This window comes from Bacillus cereus group sp. MYBK222-1 (assembly GCF_051916425.1).
GTDB lineage: Bacteria > Bacillota > Bacilli > Bacillales > Bacillaceae_G > Bacillus_A > Bacillus_A paranthracis.
In genome coordinates this window covers 2,082,549-2,100,915 of sequence record NZ_JBQAGP010000001.1, presented here as the reverse complement: position 1 = coordinate 2,100,915, position 18,367 = coordinate 2,082,549, and the positions used below count along the sequence as shown (strand labels likewise).

Genomic DNA, 18,367 nt, shown 5'->3' with positions numbered 1-18,367 from the left:
CTTCTATGTAATAAGAATAGGAGGAAGCTTTTTGGTTTTTGTAAACTGAAAATTCATATTTGACAATTAATTAAAGAGGGATGTACATTGAGAACATGTATTCTTATAAGTTTGCTAGTGTTTCTATTCAAAAGGAATGTATAAATAGGGAGGACTTTTTATGTTATTTCGAATTAAAGATGCAGAAATATACTATGAAATCGTTGGAGAAGGAAAACCAGTCATTATCATACATGGCTGTGCGCCCGATCATAGGTTAATGATGAAATGTATGGAATCAGTATTTCAAAAATATGAAGGTTATAAGCGAATATATATTGATTTACCTGGAATGGGAAAGTCGAACGCTCCAGATTGGATAAATAGTTCAGATCATATATTAGAAGTGTTAACTATGTTTATTGAAGAAATCATTCCAAAGAAAGATTTTTTACTAGTAGGAGAGTCTTTCGGTGGATATTTAGCTAGAGGGATACTTTCAAAAATGTTTGAGAGAGTCAATGGACTATTATTAATATGTCCTGTGGTTGTTGCGATGCAAAAAGAAAGATGTTTACCGGATAAACAGATAATTGTACAAGATAAGGAGTTTTTAAATACGTTAACTTCTACCGAAAGAGAAGAATTTAGCGAGTTAGCAGTAGTAGCAAATGAATATACATATAAGCGATTTCAAGAGGAAATTAAGCCAGGACTAGATATTGCTAATTATGAATTTATTGAAAGGTTGCAAAAGAATTACTCTCTTACTATGGATTTTCACCGTAAGAAATATGAGAAACCAGTTCTTTTATTAGCCGGAAGACAAGATATATCGGTAGGTTATCAAGATATTATAGAAATTATTGATGATTACCCAAGAGCGACATTAGCGGTGTTAGATATGGCAGGGCATAATTTGCAAATTGAACAGCCTGAATTATTTGAGAGTTTAGTAGGAGAATGGATTAGACGAACAAATCAGCAAAGTTTATAAAAAACGAATGAATATTTTTAAGGAGGAAGTATGAATACATATATTTATATGGTTAGGCATGGTGAATCACCAAAATTAGAAGGGAGTGAAAGAACACGTGGATTAACTGAAAAGGGAAGTTTAGACGCTCATAGAGTAACGGACATATTAAAAGCAGAGGCAATTGATACTTTTATTTCAAGTCCGTATAAAAGGGCTGTGTTAACGATAGAAAAAGCAGCCAATTTCTATGAAAAAGAAGTATTAATATATGAAAATCTCAAAGAGTGTATGTTTTTAAGTGAGGATCAGGTTATATCAGATAAAGAAGTGTATCCACTTGTAAAGAAGATGTTCTCTAATCCGGATTTTGCACCAACGGAAGGAGAGTCATATACGGATTGCCAGAGAAGAGTAGTGAAAGTATTAAGAGAAATCTTAATGGATTTTCAAGGACAAAAAATTGTAATTGGTACACATGGGCTTGTCATGACATTAATGATGAACTATTTTGATGAACAATATGATTTTGAATTTTTAATGAATACGTCAAAACCAGATATATATAAGATGGAATTTAATGAAGAACAATTAATGAATGTAGAGAGATTATGGAAAGCGGAATAAAGTTGGTTGTATGGATTTTGTTGTAAAAGTTACTTTTATAGCAAAATCTTTTTTATTTCAATAGAAAGCATTTTTATCAACTATTTTTAGAATGTTAAATCAATAAGTAATTATTCAGTTTCTGAATAATATAATTAAAAGTTGGTTTAAGCAAACAATTTTAAATGTGACAAAACTCCAAACGTTGGATTTATATTCAATAGGAGAAAAAGATGTAGAAGTTTGTCTTACTGTCCTCGTTTACTTTTTATTTCATTACATATAGGCTTTGTGGTGTAAGGGAGGACATCACCTTTACGCAAAATCTATAAGGAGGTCATTGTAATGAAACAAATTAAAAAGTTTGCGGGAGTTGCTTTAGCGGGGACGATTGGATTAAGTGGACTACTGTTTTTAGAACCAAGTATAAGCGCTGCGGAATCACAGCAAGTGAAAGAGGAGAATTTCAATGCAATTGATGTATCGATGAATCTAAATGAATTATATGTATTAAGTGGCAGAAGCATTGATATTCTTTCTGGAGATAAAGAAGCAATTCAGCTAAATAAATACACAATTCGTTTTAGTAAACCCGGGAAGTACGTTATTAGGGTAAATGGTTGTATTTATAACGATGTATATACTTTTATTGTGAATGGTTAGTATATCTTCTTAAATTATGGAATAAAAAAGAAACACCCTATTTGCGGTGAGAATCGTAAATAGGGTGAATTTATTTGTATTAAATTGTACTTTAAACATGTTCACTAATTTTCTTTTTGTTATGTAGAGTATGTAAAAGTGTTTGAAATACCTTAAATGATTGCTGAAAGATTGGACTTTGAATAAAGGTATACAGAAAAGTTACGATAAAAACAGGACCCCCTAGCATAAATCCAATAACTAGTACAATGCATTCTACAATGATTCGAGCACGGCTAATAGATAGACCTGTTTTGTCGGAAATAGTAAGCATGAATCCATCACGAGGTCCAGCACCAATTCCAGCCGCAACATACATACCTCCACCGATACCTGTAATGGCAATACCAGAAAATAAAATGAGTAAGTTTATCCATAAATAATCACTAGCGTTTGGAAGAATATTTGATTGTAAGAAAAAGTCCATAATGGGACCGATAAGTAGTGCATTTAAAAATGTTCCCACATTTATATATTTTCGATCTACTAGTAAAGAAATGAGAACGAGACATAACCCACATATGACACTCCACGTACCAATCGTCCATCCAAACCTTTGGTAGAGAGCCATATTTAAAACTTCCCAAGGATGTAAACCGAGAAATTTTACTTTGACTGCAAGAGCATTTCCAAGCCCAAAGAAGATTAACCCTAAGAAAAAAAGAAAATAGCGAAAGAGAGTTAGCCTCATTTTTAAAACCTCCCATATTGTATAATTATGTATATTACATGTAAGGGTTTTAATGTGCAAATTTTACGACTTTTCAGCCGGTATTTAAAATAGCTAAAATACAAATGAAATATATGTATTCACAGTCAAAAAAGTTAAAATATTTCGTCTCAAGGATTATAATAGAGAAAGAAGTATAAAAGGGAGTGAATGAATTTGAAACAAGAACTTATTGAAAGATTTACGAGATATGTAAAGATTGATACGCAATCAAATGAAGACAGTCATACAGTGCCAACAACACCAGGACAAATTGAGTTTGGTAAGTTATTAGTTGAAGAGTTAAAAGAAATTGGGTTAACAGAAGTAACGATGGACGATAACGGATATGTAATGGCAACACTTCCGGCTAATACGGATAAGGATGTTCCTGTAATCGGCTTTTTAGCACATTTAGATACAGCAACAGACTTTACTGGAAAAAATGTAAAACCACAAATTCATGAAAACTTTGACGGGAACGCAATTACATTAAATGAAGAGCTTAATGTTGTATTAACGCCAGAACAGTTCCCAGAATTACCGTCTTATAAAGGACATACGATTATTACAACGGACGGTACAACACTGTTAGGAGCAGATGATAAAGCTGGTCTTACAGAAATTATGGTTGCAATGAATTATTTAATACATAATCCGCAAATTAAACATGGGAAAATTAGAGTTGCGTTTACGCCGGATGAAGAAATTGGCCGCGGCCCAGCGCATTTTGATGTAGAAGCGTTTGGCGCTTCATTTGCTTATACGATGGATGGAGGTCCATTAGGTGGTTTAGAGTATGAAAGCTTTAATGCTGCAGGTGCTAAGTTAACGTTTAACGGAACGAATACACATCCTGGAACAGCGAAAAATAAAATGCGTAACGCAACTAAACTTGCTATGGAGTTTAATAGCTATTTACCAGTAGAAGAGGCACCAGAATATACAGAGGGGTATGAAGGATTCTATCATTTACTTTCTTTAAATGGTGATGTTGAGCAAAGTAAAGCGTATTATATTATTCGAGATTTTGATCGTGAAAATTTTGAAGCGCGTAAACATAACGTTGAAAATATTGTGAAGCAAATGCAAGAGAAGTATGGACGAGATGCAGTCGTTTTAGAAATGAATGATCAATACTATAACATGCTTGAAAAGATTGAACCAGTGAGAGAAATTGTTGATATTGCATATGAGGCAATGAAAAGTTTAAATATCGAACCAAATATTCATCCGATTCGCGGTGGAACAGATGGATCACAATTATCGTATATGGGATTACCAACCCCAAACATTTTCACAGGTGGTGAAAACTATCACGGTAAATTTGAGTATGTTTCGGTAGATGTTATGGAAAAAGCGGTTCAAGTTATTATAGAAATTGCAAGACGATTTGAAGAACAAGCTTAAAAAAGAACCAAGTAGTGCAAAAACGCTACTTGGTTTTTTAGTATAATACTCGCCACAGATAAAAAGTTGCGTAAGACTCCCAGTTGATCCAATTTGCCGCAAAATCTTTTATTTCCTGTTTAGTCGGTTTACTTTCAGAACCTGTTATATATTTAATTGCATTGTGCAAACCAACATCGTCAATTGGAAAAGCGGAAGGGAATCGTAAACAGCGCATTAAAACATAGTGAGCAGTCCACGGACCTATACCATGTATAGCAGTTAATTGTTTTTCAGCAATCTTTACATCTTGTGTTTGTAGTAAAGATTCTTTTGATAGTTTTCCTTCTGTAATAAGCTTTGCAATACCGATTAAATATTCACATTTTCTAGTCGTCATTTTTAAATTTTTGAGATCCTCTACGTGTAAATTGGCAATTGTTTCATGTGATGGGAATATCCAATGCTTTCTATCGTTCCATTCTACATAACTTCCAAATGTCTCGACTAATCTTCTTTTTAGTGTATAAGCATAAGTGAGGTTAATTTGCTGCCCGATAATTCCCCAGGAAAGTGCCTCAAATAAGTCTGGAATACCTAAAGTACGAAGGCCATAATATTGTTCAATTGGTCTTTGAAGGAGTACATCATGTTTAGCTAATGTATAAAAGGGAGCTAAATCAGTAGTTAAATCAAACCATTCAGTTACATAGTTAGCTACAGCATCGCGTATCGGTTTTGCAGAGATATAGGCTTCTCCTAAAAAACGTATTTGAATAGTATCATCCGCATTCATACTAATTTCAACTAAAGGATTTACATCGTGAACAGGGATAACTTTATAAATTTTGTTATCTTCAATGTGGAACATACATTCATTGTTAGAACGGGATAGATAGCGTAAATTTTCTTGAAAACTAAATTCTGTTGGAACTGTTAAAGTTAATGCGTTACTATATTCGGCTGTCATATGAATTCCACCTGTAATTTTTCTAATGCAAGCAATTCTTTCTTCATTTCTAATCCCCCTCTAAAACCAGTTAGTTTACCATTCTTTCCAATAACACGGTGGCAAGGAATCATAATGAGAATTGGGTTGGCAGCAATAGCAGACGCAACGGCACGTACCGCTGTAGGTTTTTGAATTTTATCTGCAATTTCTGTATAAGAATATGTTTTTCCATAAGGAATTTCACGTACCGTACTCCAAACAGATAATTGAAATGCAGTTCCGTAAGCAGCGATAGGGGATGTAAAGGTTTCTCTCTTGTTTTCTAAATACTCGATCATTTCTTTTGTATATACTTGTAAGTAATCTGGACTATGGATCAATATATGTTGAGGCAGTTTTTTTCTAGCCCATATATTTACTTCTTCAAAGGTTTCGTTTTGTGATCCAATGAAACATAGTCCAGTTTCAGTTGCAGCAATATGAAACTTCCAATTTGCATGTGTCAGTAGCGTCCAATATATATAATTATTTTTGTAAGAATTCATTATTGTATCCCTCTTTCATTTCATTCTTTTTTCGATATTCAGTAGGGGTAAATCCAGTTTTCTTTTTAAATAAAGTTGCGAAATATTCTGGGTTTTCTATCCCGACGGCAGTACTAATTTCTTTAATGGGTTGATTTGTGTGTAAAAGGTGTTCTGCTGCTTTAACAATTCTGAACTGCTGTATATATTCTATCGGACTTATTCCTGTCATTTTTTTGAAAGTGCGTTGTAAATGAAAGGGGCTACCATGGCACATTTCCGCAAGTATGTCTAGAGTTAATAATTCATCAAAGTGTTTTTCGATATACTCTTTAATTTGTTCTACCCACTCTTCATTAGGTAAAGTGAGCCCATTTGGTTTACAACGTTTGCACGGGCGAAAGTTTTCACTTAATGCTTGCTCTGCATGATGAAAAATTCGTACATTGTTTTTATTCGGTATTCTTGATTTGCATGACGGTCGGCAAAAAACCCCGGTTGATTTCACGGCATAAAAGAATTTGCTATCATAGGAAGAATCATTATGAATAATTGCTTGCCAATGCTCATTTGTTAACGTAACTCCTTCATTGTGCAAAGAACATCACCTCTGAAATTAGTATAACCTGAATAAAGTGTGTATGTATGTATTCATAAATGTAAGAGCAAGATTACAAAGGTGAAAATATTGGATGGCGTTTAGATTATTTTGTTGTTTCCGAGAGAATGAAAGACCAAATAACAGCGGCGAAAATTAATAGTGAAGTAATGGGGTCAGACCATTGCCCAGTTGAATTACATATAAATTTCTAAAAAAAGAAGTATCTACCTAACATGAGGCGGATACTTCTTTTTTAATTCAGTTTGTTAAAATTTTTCAAATCTTTCTTGAAATAATTGCATATTAAATATATAATTAGTAACGATAATCATTATCAATGAAAAAGATTATCAATGGGTGAGGTATAAAAGAATTATAGCTTAGGGGAAGTGAACGAGAATGAGTTCTGGATAGAATTATTAATCTAATAAAATATATATGTAGGACAAGTTTCATATAGTTAAATTTTATTGAGAATATAGTTTGGAAATTCGAGAGGAGATATTTAAAGATGAATAAGAAGTTATTTACATTAGGTATGGTAACAGTTTTAAGTGTAGGACTAGCAGCATGTAATAGTGCGGATAAAACTTCAGGAGAAAAAACTCAACAGACAAAGGCTAGTGAGACGAAAAAAGACGAAAAACGAAAAATTACATATTTAGGTAAAGAATATACAGTGCCAGCAAAAGTAGATAAAATTGCAACAGCTAGTTTAGAGTCAATGGAAGATGCAGCAGTACTTGGAATTAAACCAGTTGGTGCGATTACGGTTGGTGGTAAATTACCAAAGTATCTGGAGAAAGATTTAGAAGGTGCGAAATCTGTTGGTGAGAAAATGCAACCAAATTTCGAAACATTACTTCAATTAAAACCAGACGTTATTACATCTAGTACGAAATTCCCAGCAGAAACAGCTGAAAAGTTTACGAAAGTAGCTCCTACATTCCCGGTATCACATGTTTCAACAAATTGGGAGGATAACTTAAAGTTAATGGGAGAATTAACTGGTAAAAAAGATAAAGCTGAAAAAATTATTAAAGATTACAATGCGGACGCTGAAAAAGCAAAAGCAAAACTAGGAGATAAGTTAAAAGACAAAAAAGTCCTTGTAATTAGACTAAGAGCAAACGAATTATTCCTATACCCAGAAGGAGTATACTTCAACCCTGTAATTTATAAAGATCTTGGATTAACTGTTCCAGAACAATTGAAAACTGTAAAAGCACAAGAGAAAATTTCATTTGAAAAACTTGCTGAACTAAACCCAGATTATATTTTCTTACAATATGAAACAACTGAAAATAAAAACCCGAAAGTGCTAGAAGAAATTGAAAATAATCCAATTTGGCAAAGTATGAATGCTGCGAAAGAAAAGAAAGTATTTGTAAACGTTGTTGATCCAATGGCACAAGGTGGTACTGCTTGGAGTAAAACAGCGTTCTTAAAAGAAGCAGTGAAAAATTTATCTAAATAATACAATAAGTAAGGTGCGTTGAATGATATGCAGAAAACAAATGCAGTACCAGTAACTATATTATGTATAGCACCCATACTCATCTTATTTACAGTTATACTTTCTATTTTGTATGGGGCGAAAAGTATTGATGCTGAAACGGTGTGGAACGCGTTATTTCATTTTGATTCAAGTGATGTAAATCATAATATTATTATTACTTCACGTTTACCAAGGGTAGTTGCAGCTCTTTTAGTTGGAGCATTTCTAGCCATATCAGGAGCACTTATGCAGGGGATGACAAGAAACTATCTTGCATCCCCTTCTATTATGGGTGTGACGGATGGGGCAGCTTTTGTTATTACACTTTGTATGATTTTTCTTCCGGGAATGTCATCGATTGGTATGGTTGTATGTTCAATGATTGGTTCTGCATTAGGAGCCGGTATCGTATTTGGTTTTGGTTCGCTCCTTCAAAATGGTTTATCGCCAGTTCGGTTAGCGATTATTGGGACAGTTATTGGAACATTTTTAAGCAGTGTGTCTGCTGCAATGGCTTCATACTTCCAAATTTCTCAAAATGTTAGTTTTTGGTTTAATGCAAAATTAGACCAAGTAGACCCTAATATCATTAAAATTACGATACCGTTTGGGATAATTGGAATAGTTTTAGCGCTGTTAATATCAAAATCTATTACGATTCTTTCTTTAGGAGAAGAAGTTTCTATTAACCTAGGGCAGCGTACAAAACTAGTTAAAGCGATGGCTATTTTATCAGTTATCTTTTTAACAGGAACGGCAGTTGCTTTAGTGGGGAAAGTTGGTTTTGTAGGTTTAATTATTCCGCACATTACTCGCTTTATAATTGGGGTAGATTATAAGTGGATTTTGCCATGCGCAGGCGTTATTGGCGGCGTTTTTCTAGCGTTATGTGATATTTTAAGTAGGTTTGTAAACTATCCATTTGAAACACCGATTGGAGTCGTTACCTCCTTAATTGGAATTCCTTTCTTCCTTTATTTAATCCGTACAAGAGGAGGAGAGAGACATGCTTAAAAGTTCAAGTCAACGTTTTGGAATGACGATGGGGATTAGTATATTTTTAATACTATGTGCTATTTATATTAGTTTAACGAATGGTACGTTTGATATTACGATTACAGATGTATGTAAAACACTCCTTAGAATAGATCCAGTACCAGACCATGATTTAGTTATTTTTGAGTTTCGTCTCCCGCGCATCATAATTGCGGGATTAGTAGGGGTAGGTCTCGGTGTTGCAGGTGCTGTTATTCAAGGAATTACGAGAAATGGATTGGCAGACCCAGGTATTTTAGGAGTTAATGCAGGAGCAGGAACAGCAATCGTCATTTTTATGTTTTTCTTCCAAGGGCAATTAAAAAGCACAGACTGGGTTTCTATTATGATGATGCCAATGTTTGGTTTAGTAGGCGGATTAGGTGCAGCTATCATCATTTATCTGTTTTCTTGGAAAAATGGTAAGTTAGATTCGCAGCGTCTTTTATTAACAGGGATTGCGATTGGATCAGGATTTGGAGCCTTTTCTATGTATTTATCACTCAAAATGAAGTCAACCGATTTCGAGATGGCTGCAGTTTGGGTGTCAGGCAGTATATATAGTGCAAACTGGAAGTATATTATTGCAATGTTACCGTGGCTTATCATACTGATTCCACTTATACAAAAGAAAGCTTATTTATTAGATTTATTTCAATTGGAAGAAACGAGTATTACAAGTTTAGGTGTTTCAGTAGAAAGAGAGAAATCAATTTTACTACTAAGTAGTATCGGACTTGTAAGCGCATGTGTTGCAGTTTCAGGAAGTATTGGTTTCATCGGATTAATGGCACCGCATATAGCGAAAAGACTTGTCGGTATTCAGCATAAGCATATCATTCCTACGTGCGGAGTAATTGGAATGTTTCTTGTAATTGCTTCAGACTTTATCGCAAAAACAGTTTTCACACCTGTAGAGTTACCAGTTGGAATCGTTATTTCTATTGTCGGTGTACCTTATTTCTTATATTTACTTTATAAGGCGAAAGCGTAAGAGGAGGAATAAAAGTGAGTATTTTAAGTGCGAAAAATTTAGAAACAAGTTATGAAAAGCTTACAGTGTTTCGCGATTTAAATGTGGAAATACAAGAAGGAAAAGTAACGACAATTATAGGACCAAACGGGTGCGGTAAATCGACACTGTTAAAAACGATGGGAAGAATTTTAAAGCAAAAGAGTGGTAAAGTATATTTGCAAGGACAGGATTTACATACAATTCCAACGAAAGAAATTGCGAAGCAGTTAGCTCTACTTCCGCAAACTCCAATTGCACCAGGAGAGCTTAAGGTAGAAGAATTAATTTCTTATGGACGTTATCCACATCGAAATAATGTAAATAAGTTAACTTCAAAAGATAAAGAGATGATTGACTGGGCATTAGATATAACGAAAACTTCTGCATTTCGAACGAGACAAATTGCAAATCTATCAGGTGGTCAACGACAAAAGGTATGGCTAGCGATGGCTTTGGCACAAGAGACAGAAGTGTTGTTATTAGATGAGCCAACTACATATCTTGATATGTCTCATCAATTAGATGTATTACAAATTGTGGAGAAATTAAATAAAGACCATAATTGTACGGTCGTTATGGTATTACATGATATTAACCATGCAGCAAGGTTTTCAGATGAAATTATTGCAATGAAGGAAGGAGAAATCGTTACAACTGGTAGCCCAGAAGAAATCATTACAAATGAAGTGTTAAAAGAAGTATTTCATATTGATGCACGTGTCATGATTGATCCGTATAATGGGTCTCCTGTTTGCTTCGGTTATGATAGCGTTGTATTTCAAGAAGAAAAAGTAGAAATATATGTAACGAGTTAAGAAGGGGGGATATAAGATGAACACTACGATTGAAAAACAGCAGATTGTAACATCTAATACTGAACAGTGGAACATGTATTCAAAATTAGATGGTAAGGAATATCAAATTCATATTTCAAAGCCGAGGCAACCAGCACTGGATTCAGGATATCCTGTCATTTACGTATTAGATGGTAATGCCTTTTTTCAAACATTCCATGAAGCGGTTAAAATACAATCAGTTAGAGCGGAAAAAACAGGTGTTTCACCAGCCATTATAGTAGGTATTGGTTATCCAATCGAAGGGGCATTTTCAGGTGAAGAAAGATGTTATGATTTTACGCCTAGCGTAATTTCAAAAGATGCGGCTTTAAAACCAGATGGTAAACCTTGGCCTAAAACAGGAGGAGCACATCATTTCTTTACTTTTATTGAAGAAGAATTAAAGCCGCAAATTGAAAAGAATTTTGAAATTGATAAAGGAAAGCAAACACTATTTGGGCATTCTTTAGGTGGACTATTTGCTTTACATATATTATTTACAAACATAAATGCCTTTCAAAATTATTTTATTAGTAGTCCATCTATTTGGTGGAATAACCAATCTGTGCTTGAAAAAGAAGGGAATCTGATAAATGAATTAAACAAGGCAAAGGTTAAAACAGGAGTATTTCTTACAGTTGGTTCACTTGAACGAGAGCATATGGTTGTAGGGGCAAACGAATTATCAGAGCGCCTTTTCAAAGTAAAACACGATCAGTTTCGATTTACGTTTTATGAGGCGGAAGGGGAGAACCATGCATCTGTTGTACCGACTTCTTTAAGTAAAGGATTGAGGTTTGTTAGTCACATATAGAAGAGGGAAAAGGTGAGCGATTGCTTACCTTTTTTTTCATTATTGTTTAAAAGCAACGTATCCATCAATTAAAAAGCTAGTGAGAAAGCGAGTAATTTAATATAAACGAGAAACATTCAAATGAACATTTGAATGTTTCTCGTTTATAAGGTATACTACATACATAATCAAATATATATTTGAATAAGAGGTGTTACATATGAGTGAAGAGTATTGTGAACTTTGTTATCATGATGAGCAAAAAGTAAAACATGCAAGTGATATGCTAGAGAAAGAGAATATAAGTAGTGTAGCGAAGATGTTTAAGGCACTTGCAGATGAAACACGTTTAAAAATTGCTTATGCGTTGTATACAGAAAAGGAACTTTGCGTACGTGATGTCGCAAGTATTATTCATAGTAGTATTGCAACAGCTTCACATCACTTAAGACTATTACAAACGATAGGATTGGCGAAAAAGCGTAAAGAGGGGAAACTTGTTTTTTATTCATTAGATGACTCTCACGTAAATGGATTAATTGAATTAGCGTTTAGTCATAGTAGTGAAATAAACAAAAAAGAACTAAATATGTAACAATGCATTTTCATAAAGATACTTCTTTATGAAAATGCAACTTTCAAAGGAGAGGAGATAATAAGTATGGTTAAACTTGTATTAATAAGACATGGACAAAGTGAATGGAATGTTGAAAATCGGTTTACAGGTTGGACAGATGTTGATTTATCAATGAAAGGTATGAAAGAAGCAAGAGAAGCTGGAATAATGCTGAAAGCTAATGGTTTCTCGTTTGATATCGCATATACATCTGTTTTGAGAAGAGCGATGCGTACTTTATGGATTACTCTCGAAGAAATGGATTTGATGTGGATACCTGTTCATAAAACATGGAAATTAAATGAGCGACATTACGGTGCGCTTCAAGGATTAAATAAGGAAGAAACAGCGAGAAAATATGGCGATGAACTAGTAACATTATGGAGACGTTCAACAAATGTACGCCCACCAGCACTTACAAAAGATGACGAAAGATATGAAGCAGCACATCCGAAATATAGAGATGTAAAAGATTATGAGTTTCCTCTTACAGAAGATCTAGAAGATACAGAAAAACGAGTTGTTTCCTATTGGAATGAAGAGATAGCTCCTAACGTAAAAGCTGGTAAACAAGTAATTATAGCAGCACACGGCAATACAATACGTGCTTTAGTAAAACATTTAGATCAAATTTCAGATAAAGATATAGAAAATGTGAACATTCCAACAGGAACACCATTGGTTTATGAATTAGATAGCGATTTAAAACCGATATGCTATTATTATTTAACTAGAGAAATAGAAACTTTAGAAGGAAGTTTGGTATAAATATACCCTACCTATGTATTGTATATTTATATCGGAGGTGATTTATAGTGTTATATTATACGGTTGTAAATAAAAAGAATTGTGAGGCATGTGGACTATGTATTTCTATAGCACCTGATATATATCAGGTAGACGGAAGAGGAAAATCATTTGGTGTATTAGATAATAACCAAGGAATAATGGGTATTCCAAAAACTTTCTTGCAAGCAATGTTGGCGGCAAGTGACGGCTGTCCAACAAGTTCGATTCAAATAAGAAAAGAGCCATTTGTAAATAAAATAAAAATTTAATAGTGGAATTATGAAAGACAAACAAAATTAAAAGGAGGCATTTATATGGGACATCATCACGGTCACCAACATCATGGGCATGCTCACGGGCATTCCCATGGCCATCATCATTTTGAGGAAAGTAGGAAAGGTAACAGAAAAGGATTAATTACAGCCTTAGTGATTACAGCAACTATCATGTTCCTTGAATTTTTCGGGGGACTAGTTACAAATAGTTTGGCTTTATTATCTGATTCAGGACATATGTTAAGCGATACAAGTTCATTATTATTAAGTTTAATTGCTATTGGATTAGCAGCTAGAACGGTTACTTCTAAAAAAACGTATGGATATTATCGTTTTGAGATTTTGGCGGCATTAATTAATGGAATTACGTTATTTGTTGTAGCAGGGCTTATCGTATGGGAAGCAATTGGTCGGTTTTTTGAACCACCAACTGTTTCAAGTGGTCCAATGATGTTAATCGCATCAATTGGTTTACTAGCAAATTTAATTAGTGCATGGGCACTGATGAGACAAGGTGATGTGAAAAATAATGTAAATTTACGTAGCGCGTATTTACATGTTCTTGGAGATGCTTTAGGGTCAGTGGGAGCATTAGTAGCTGGGGTACTTATGTCGTTATTCTCATGGTATATAGCAGATCCAATTATTTCAGTAGTTGTTGCTTTATTAATTTTAAAGAGCGCGTGGGGAGTAACAAAACATTCCATTCATATACTTATGGAGGGTACACCCGTTGCAATTGAACTAGAGAAAGTGAAGCAAGCGATTAAAGGAGTAGAAGGTGTACGTGATTTACATGATCTTCATATTTGGACAATTACATCTGGATTAGACGCATTAAGCGTCCATGTAATGATTGATAAAAAACAGGATGATCAAGAAGTACTTCAAAATATTATTGATATGTTAAAACAAGAGTTTCATATTGAACATGCTACCATTCAAATTGAAACACTTACTATTAAACATAATGAAATGATCGTCTAATTAAATGTAAGCAAAAGGCTATGGGGAAATTCTCCATAGCCTTTTGTTTGCGTAAGTAGAATTGTCCTTTTTGAAAGTTTTGTTTCAATTTTTCGTCTAAAGAGACAAAAAGTTGTCACAATTCGTTCACAATTAGCATAAACATAAAATAGACGAAATGAACTTATTTCCGAAAAGGCTTGGTTCATTCCAATTATGATTCGTAGAGCTGAAAAAGCACGGATGAAAAGTTCACTATATTCTCAAGGAGGTAGATCGTATGAAAACTATTCTCGCTATCGCTGGACTTATTTGGGTTTTATCGCATGGTATCCCAATTTATGAAGGAGAACAAATTCGCAGTGCTCTAAATAAAAATTTTAATGAATATCATATCATTGATCGGCAAGATAATGTTGTGACAGTTCGTGTAAATGACTGTTTTCATACGGTAACCGTTGAAGGAACTTCAGTAGTGAATGATACAAAAGTATGTGATCAGCAATAATTATATATAGGAAGAAAAAGTCTCAATTTACATGTGTGAAGATTGAGGCTTTTATATTTGGGAATGAATAATAAGCGGGGATGGACAACCCTCGCTTATTATTGTTTTTTGAAAAAAGGAAAGGGTATAATGAAAATTAAGACTGAGAAGCTAACAATGTGTTAAGAATAATCATAAAGTGGAAATATACTCATATGGGGTATCATGCATAGATATTTAATGCTATAATTGGTATACTCGTAAAAGTAATTGTTTTATTGGATGAAGAGAAACTTTAAGAAGGTGATAATATGGGGCATAAAGAGCATGAAGCAGTAACACATAGATCAGAAAAAGAAAAAGAGCAAATTATAAATAGATTGAAGAGAATTGAAGGGCAAGTTCGGGGTATTCAAAATATGATTGAAAATGATCGGTATTGCGTGGATATTTTAGTGCAAATTTCAGCGATTAATGCAGCGATGAAAAAAGTAGGAATGGGTGTATTAAAAAACCATACGAGTCATTGTGTTTCAGGTGCAATTAAAAATGGTAATGGTGACGAAGCAATCGAAGAATTAATGACAGTATTTGAACGTTTTTCAAAAGCGTAAAAACAAGCTAGTGTGTAACTAGCTTGTTTTTTGTTTATCCTTGTATTGGTGTGAAAAAGTGTGTGTAAAATAAACTTTTAGAAAATAATTGAAAAATCATGATAAAAACCATTGATTACCTTAGGGGGGTATGGTAAGATGTAACTGTGATTAACAAACAATGAATAAACAAGAGGAGGATTTTAAATGGAACAGTTAACATTACAAGTTGAAGGTATGTCTTGTGGACATTGTGTAAATGCTATCGAAAGCAGTGTGAAAGAGCTAAACGGTGTTGAACAAGTGAAAGTTCAATTAGCAGAAGGAACTGTTGAAGTTACTATCGACTCGTCAGTTGTAACATTAAAAGATATCGTTGCTGTAATTGAAGATCAAGGATACGATGTTCAATAATTATTTTTAGATATGGAAATAAATCGTACTTTATAGGAAGTACGATTTATTTTGCTAATAATTATACCTCATAAGGGTATATAGAGGTGAGAGACATGAATGAACAAAAAGAGGCCAATCTTCAAATATCAGGAATGACATGTGCAGCATGTGCAAATAGAATTGAAAAAGGTCTAAAAAAAGTAGAAGGTGTTCATGATGCAAATGTAAATTTTGCACTTGAAAAAACTAAAATAATGTATGATCCCCAAAAAACAAATCCGCAACAGTTTAAAGAAAAAGTTGAATCATTAGGATATGGAATTGTAAGTGATAAAGCTGAATTTACTGTTTCAGGAATGACATGCGCAGCATGTGCCAATAGAGTAGAAAAGCGTTTAAATAAGTTAGAAGGTGTGAACGAGGCGACAGTAAATTTCGCTTTGGAATCGGCTACAGTAGATTTTAATCCTGATGAAATTAATGTAAATGAAATGAAGAGTGCAATTACGAAATTAGGATATAAATTGGAAGTGAAATCAGATGAGCAAGATGGATCAACTGATCATCGCTTACAAGAAATTGAGCGACAAAAGAAGAAGTTTATTATTTCGTTTATTTTATCATTCCCGTTACTGTGGGCAATGGTAAGTCACTTCTCATTTACATCGTTTATTTATTTACCTGATATGCTTATGAACCCTTGGGTGCAACTAGCTCTTGCAACGCCAGTTCAATTTATCATTGGTGGACAGTTTTATGTTGGGGCTTATAAAGCGTTACGTAATAAAAGTGCTAACATGGATGTTCTTGTGGCACTTGGAACGTCGGCCGCCTATTTCTATAGTGTATATTTAAGTATTCAATCTATCGGTTCTTCGGAACATATGACAGACTTATATTTTGAAACGAGTGCGGTACTTATTACACTAATTATTTTAGGAAAATTATTTGAAGCAAAAGCAAAGGGACGTTCATCAGAAGCAATTAAAAAGTTGATGGGTTTACAAGCAAAGACAGCTACAGTTGTGCGAGATGGAACAGAAATGAAAATTTTAATCGAAGAAGTAGTAGCTGGTGATATCGTTTATGTAAAGCCTGGTGAAAAAATTCCGGTAGATGGTGAGATTGTAGAAGGAAAGTCAGCAATAGATGAATCGATGTTAACAGGTGAAAGTATTCCAGTTGATAAAACAATTGGGGATGTAGTAATCGGTTCTACAATGAATAAAAATGGATTTTTAAAAGTGAAAGCAACTAAGGTAGGAAGAGATACTGCATTAGCTCAAATTATTAAAGTAGTAGAAGAGGCTCAAGGTTCAAAAGCTCCTATTCAAAGGGTAGCAGATCAAATTTCAGGTATTTTCGTACCGGTTGTAGTTGTGATTGCTATTATTACATTTGCAGTGTGGATGATATTTGTTACACCAGGTGATTTTGGCGGAGCACTTGAGAAAATGATAGCAGTACTTGTTATCGCTTGTCCATGTGCATTAGGTCTTGCGACACCTACATCTATTATGGCTGGATCAGGAAGATCAGCTGAGTATGGTATTTTATTTAAAGGCGGAGAGCATTTAGAAGCAACGCATCGATTGGATACAGTTATTCTAGATAAAACAGGTACTGTGACAAATGGAAAGCCAGTGTTAACGGATGTAATTGTCGCAGATGGATTCAATGAAGAAGAAATATTACGTTTAGTAGGTGCGGCAGAAAAAAATTCTGAACACCCACTTGCAGAAGCGATTGTAGAAGGAATTAAAGAAAAGAAAATTGATATTCCAAGTTCAGAAACGTTTGAAGCGATTCCTGGATTCGGTATTGAATCAGTCGTAGAAGGGAAACAATTATTAATTGGTACACGCCGATTAATGAAGAAATTCAATATTGATATTGAAGAAGTTTCTAAATCGATGGAAGAGTTAGAACGAGAAGGTAAAACAGCAATGCTTATTGCAATTAATAAAGAATATGCTGGTATAGTAGCTGTTGCAGATACTGTAAAAGATACTTCAAAAGCAGCTATTACAAGGCTTAAGAAAATGGGTCTAGACGTTGTTATGATTACAGGAGATAATACGCAAACTGCTCAGGCGATTGCGGGGCAAGTTGGTATTGAACACGTAATTGCAGAAGTATTACCAGAAGGAAAAGCAGAAGAAGTGAAAAAACTTCAAGCGCAAGGTAAGAAAGTAGCAATGGTTGGAGATGGAATAAATGATGCTCCAGCACTTGCTACGGCGGATATCGGTATGGCAATTGGAACAGGAACGGATGTAGCGATGGAAGCGGCAGATATTACGTTAATTCGTGGCGATTTAAATAGTATTGCTGATGCAATCTTTATGAGTAAGATGACGATAAGAAATATTAAGCAAAATTTATTCTGGGCACTAGCTTATAATGGCTTAGGAATCCCGATTGCAGCGCTTGGTTTCTTAGCGCCTTGGGTTGCAGGAGCAGCGATGGCATTTAGTTCTGTATCGGTCGTATTAAATGCATTACGATTGCAAAGAGTGAAGTTAAAATAATAAAACTTTAAATCTATAGAGTAATTGCATATGCTTTTAAACAAAAAACAATACTTTGAAACAAGTATTGTTTTTTGTTTATATAGAAAGAAAAAAGAT

At 34.1% G+C, this 18,367-nt stretch carries 21 protein-coding genes and 1 pseudogene; 18 read left to right on the top strand and 4 right to left on the bottom strand.

The window, feature by feature from the left end:
• Positions 1–160 precede the first annotated feature (160 nt).
• From ACTFR9_RS10795 to ACTFR9_RS10785, 3 genes are all read left to right on the top strand, one after another.
• Entirely contained in the window at positions 161–976 is an 816-nt protein-coding gene (locus ACTFR9_RS10795; protein WP_076855444.1) for an alpha/beta fold hydrolase, read from the top strand.
• A gap of 30 nt (positions 977–1,006) precedes the next feature.
• Positions 1,007–1,582, top strand: coding sequence for a histidine phosphatase family protein (locus ACTFR9_RS10790; protein ID WP_076855443.1), 576 nt, complete (start codon positions 1,007–1,009; stop codon positions 1,580–1,582).
• 324 nt (positions 1,583–1,906) lie between these two features.
• Positions 1,907–2,224 carry a hypothetical protein gene (locus ACTFR9_RS10785; protein ID WP_000809488.1) on the top strand — a complete coding sequence of 106 codons (318 nt, stop codon included), beginning with the start codon at positions 1,907–1,909 and terminating at the stop codon, positions 2,222–2,224.
• Between the two features lie 91 nt (positions 2,225–2,315).
• On the opposite strand, the gene ACTFR9_RS10780 is transcribed toward ACTFR9_RS10785, so the two are convergent.
• A complete protein-coding gene (locus tag ACTFR9_RS10780; RefSeq protein ID WP_001241263.1) occupies positions 2,316–2,954 on the bottom strand; it encodes a YczE/YyaS/YitT family protein in 639 nt (212 codons plus the stop codon).
• 195 nt (positions 2,955–3,149) lie between these two features.
• Here ACTFR9_RS10780 and pepT point away from each other — a divergent pair, with 195 nt between their 5' ends.
• Entirely contained in the window at positions 3,150–4,382 is a 1,233-nt protein-coding gene (gene pepT, locus ACTFR9_RS10775) for a peptidase T (RefSeq protein WP_000806991.1), read from the top strand.
• 37 nt (positions 4,383–4,419) lie between these two features.
• Here the strand turns inward: pepT and alkA are convergent, their stop codons facing one another.
• Genes alkA through adaA form a run of 3 tightly spaced genes read right to left on the bottom strand, consistent with a single transcriptional unit; the run spans position 4,420 to position 6,435 of the window.
• On the bottom strand, positions 4,420–5,331 hold the full coding sequence (gene alkA, locus ACTFR9_RS10770) for a DNA-3-methyladenine glycosidase II (protein WP_000123535.1): 912 nt from the start codon (positions 5,329–5,331) through the stop codon (positions 4,420–4,422).
• Positions 5,328–5,858: a methylated-DNA--[protein]-cysteine S-methyltransferase gene (locus ACTFR9_RS10765; RefSeq protein WP_001089829.1), complete on the bottom strand. Its 531-nt coding sequence runs from the start codon at positions 5,856–5,858 to the stop codon at positions 5,328–5,330. Before ACTFR9_RS10765 ends, alkA begins: the two co-directional genes overlap by 4 nt.
• Entirely contained in the window at positions 5,839–6,435 is a 597-nt protein-coding gene (gene adaA, locus ACTFR9_RS10760; RefSeq protein WP_000551319.1) for a bifunctional transcriptional activator/DNA repair enzyme AdaA, read from the bottom strand. The genes ACTFR9_RS10765 and adaA overlap by 20 nt, the downstream gene beginning before the upstream one ends.
• Before the next feature lie 77 nt (positions 6,436–6,512).
• Here adaA and ACTFR9_RS10755 point away from each other — a divergent pair.
• The 14 genes and pseudogenes from ACTFR9_RS10755 to ACTFR9_RS10690 form a co-directional block, all read left to right on the top strand.
• A pseudogene (locus tag ACTFR9_RS10755) lies at positions 6,513–6,650 on the top strand (exodeoxyribonuclease III); the annotation flags it as partial.
• Positions 6,651–6,949: 299 nt separating this feature from the next.
• Positions 6,950–7,915, top strand: coding sequence for an iron-hydroxamate ABC transporter substrate-binding protein (locus tag ACTFR9_RS10750; protein ID WP_046198530.1), 966 nt, complete (start codon positions 6,950–6,952; stop codon positions 7,913–7,915).
• Positions 7,916–7,942: 27 nt separating this feature from the next.
• Positions 7,943–8,950, top strand: coding sequence for a FecCD family ABC transporter permease (locus tag ACTFR9_RS10745; protein WP_001173060.1), 1,008 nt, complete (start codon positions 7,943–7,945; stop codon positions 8,948–8,950).
• Positions 8,943–9,965 (top strand): FecCD family ABC transporter permease, encoded by a 1,023-nt coding sequence (locus ACTFR9_RS10740; RefSeq protein ID WP_000920465.1) that lies wholly within the window; start codon positions 8,943–8,945, stop codon positions 9,963–9,965. The genes ACTFR9_RS10745 and ACTFR9_RS10740 overlap by 8 nt, the downstream gene beginning before the upstream one ends.
• A gap of 14 nt (positions 9,966–9,979) precedes the next feature.
• Positions 9,980–10,801 (top strand): ABC transporter ATP-binding protein, encoded by an 822-nt coding sequence (locus ACTFR9_RS10735; protein WP_000025757.1) that lies wholly within the window; start codon positions 9,980–9,982, stop codon positions 10,799–10,801.
• A gap of 16 nt (positions 10,802–10,817) precedes the next feature.
• Entirely contained in the window at positions 10,818–11,636 is an 819-nt protein-coding gene (locus ACTFR9_RS10730) for an alpha/beta hydrolase (RefSeq protein ID WP_001098336.1), read from the top strand.
• A gap of 199 nt (positions 11,637–11,835) precedes the next feature.
• A complete protein-coding gene (locus ACTFR9_RS10725) occupies positions 11,836–12,210 on the top strand; it encodes an ArsR/SmtB family transcription factor (RefSeq protein ID WP_061131629.1) in 375 nt (124 codons plus the stop codon).
• Between the two features lie 66 nt (positions 12,211–12,276).
• A complete protein-coding gene (gene gpmA / locus ACTFR9_RS10720) occupies positions 12,277–12,999 on the top strand; it encodes a 2,3-diphosphoglycerate-dependent phosphoglycerate mutase (protein ID WP_103141503.1) in 723 nt (240 codons plus the stop codon).
• A gap of 47 nt (positions 13,000–13,046) precedes the next feature.
• Positions 13,047–13,289, top strand: a complete 243-nt coding sequence (locus ACTFR9_RS10715; protein ID WP_000967685.1) for a ferredoxin — start codon at positions 13,047–13,049, stop codon at positions 13,287–13,289.
• Between the two features lie 45 nt (positions 13,290–13,334).
• Entirely contained in the window at positions 13,335–14,282 is a 948-nt protein-coding gene (locus tag ACTFR9_RS10710; protein ID WP_000509822.1) for a cation diffusion facilitator family transporter, read from the top strand.
• 259 nt (positions 14,283–14,541) lie between these two features.
• Positions 14,542–14,769: a hypothetical protein gene (locus ACTFR9_RS10705; protein WP_000849103.1), complete on the top strand. Its 228-nt coding sequence runs from the start codon at positions 14,542–14,544 to the stop codon at positions 14,767–14,769.
• Positions 14,770–15,059: 290 nt separating this feature from the next.
• Positions 15,060–15,362 (top strand): metal-sensing transcriptional repressor, encoded by a 303-nt coding sequence (locus ACTFR9_RS10700; RefSeq protein ID WP_000509877.1) that lies wholly within the window; start codon positions 15,060–15,062, stop codon positions 15,360–15,362.
• Positions 15,363–15,548: 186 nt separating this feature from the next.
• Complete coding sequence (copZ, locus tag ACTFR9_RS10695; RefSeq protein ID WP_000436976.1) at positions 15,549–15,755, top strand: copper chaperone CopZ; 207 nt, start codon at positions 15,549–15,551, stop codon at positions 15,753–15,755.
• 95 nt (positions 15,756–15,850) lie between these two features.
• Positions 15,851–18,268 carry a heavy metal translocating P-type ATPase gene (locus ACTFR9_RS10690; RefSeq protein WP_001005294.1) on the top strand — a complete coding sequence of 806 codons (2,418 nt, stop codon included), beginning with the start codon at positions 15,851–15,853 and terminating at the stop codon, positions 18,266–18,268.
• Positions 18,269–18,367 lie beyond the last annotated feature (99 nt).

Bases quoted from the DNA above. Each gene is read 5' to 3' on its own strand.
- ACTFR9_RS10795 (WP_076855444.1), top strand. From the start codon at position 161: ATGTTATTTCGAATTAAAGATGCAGAAATATACTATGAAATCGTTGGA.
- ACTFR9_RS10790 (WP_076855443.1), top strand. From the start codon at position 1,007: ATGAATACATATATTTATATGGTTAGGCATGGTGAATCACCAAAATTA.
- ACTFR9_RS10785 (WP_000809488.1), top strand. From the start codon at position 1,907: ATGAAACAAATTAAAAAGTTTGCGGGAGTTGCTTTAGCGGGGACGATT.
- ACTFR9_RS10780 (WP_001241263.1), bottom strand. From the start codon at position 2,954: ATGAGGCTAACTCTCTTTCGCTATTTTCTTTTTTTCTTAGGGTTAATC.
- alkA (WP_000123535.1), bottom strand. From the start codon at position 5,331: ATGACAGCCGAATATAGTAACGCATTAACTTTAACAGTTCCAACAGAA.
- ACTFR9_RS10765 (WP_001089829.1), bottom strand. From the start codon at position 5,858: ATGAATTCTTACAAAAATAATTATATATATTGGACGCTACTGACACAT.
- ACTFR9_RS10750 (WP_046198530.1), top strand. From the start codon at position 6,950: ATGAATAAGAAGTTATTTACATTAGGTATGGTAACAGTTTTAAGTGTA.
- ACTFR9_RS10745 (WP_001173060.1), top strand. From the start codon at position 7,943: ATGCAGAAAACAAATGCAGTACCAGTAACTATATTATGTATAGCACCC.
- ACTFR9_RS10740 (WP_000920465.1), top strand. From the start codon at position 8,943: ATGCTTAAAAGTTCAAGTCAACGTTTTGGAATGACGATGGGGATTAGT.
- ACTFR9_RS10730 (WP_001098336.1), top strand. From the start codon at position 10,818: ATGAACACTACGATTGAAAAACAGCAGATTGTAACATCTAATACTGAA.
- ACTFR9_RS10725 (WP_061131629.1), top strand. From the start codon at position 11,836: ATGAGTGAAGAGTATTGTGAACTTTGTTATCATGATGAGCAAAAAGTA.
- gpmA (WP_103141503.1), top strand. From the start codon at position 12,277: ATGGTTAAACTTGTATTAATAAGACATGGACAAAGTGAATGGAATGTT.
- ACTFR9_RS10710 (WP_000509822.1), top strand. From the start codon at position 13,335: ATGGGACATCATCACGGTCACCAACATCATGGGCATGCTCACGGGCAT.
- ACTFR9_RS10705 (WP_000849103.1), top strand. From the start codon at position 14,542: ATGAAAACTATTCTCGCTATCGCTGGACTTATTTGGGTTTTATCGCAT.
- ACTFR9_RS10700 (WP_000509877.1), top strand. From the start codon at position 15,060: ATGGGGCATAAAGAGCATGAAGCAGTAACACATAGATCAGAAAAAGAA.
- copZ (WP_000436976.1), top strand. From the start codon at position 15,549: ATGGAACAGTTAACATTACAAGTTGAAGGTATGTCTTGTGGACATTGT.
- ACTFR9_RS10690 (WP_001005294.1), top strand. From the start codon at position 15,851: ATGAATGAACAAAAAGAGGCCAATCTTCAAATATCAGGAATGACATGT.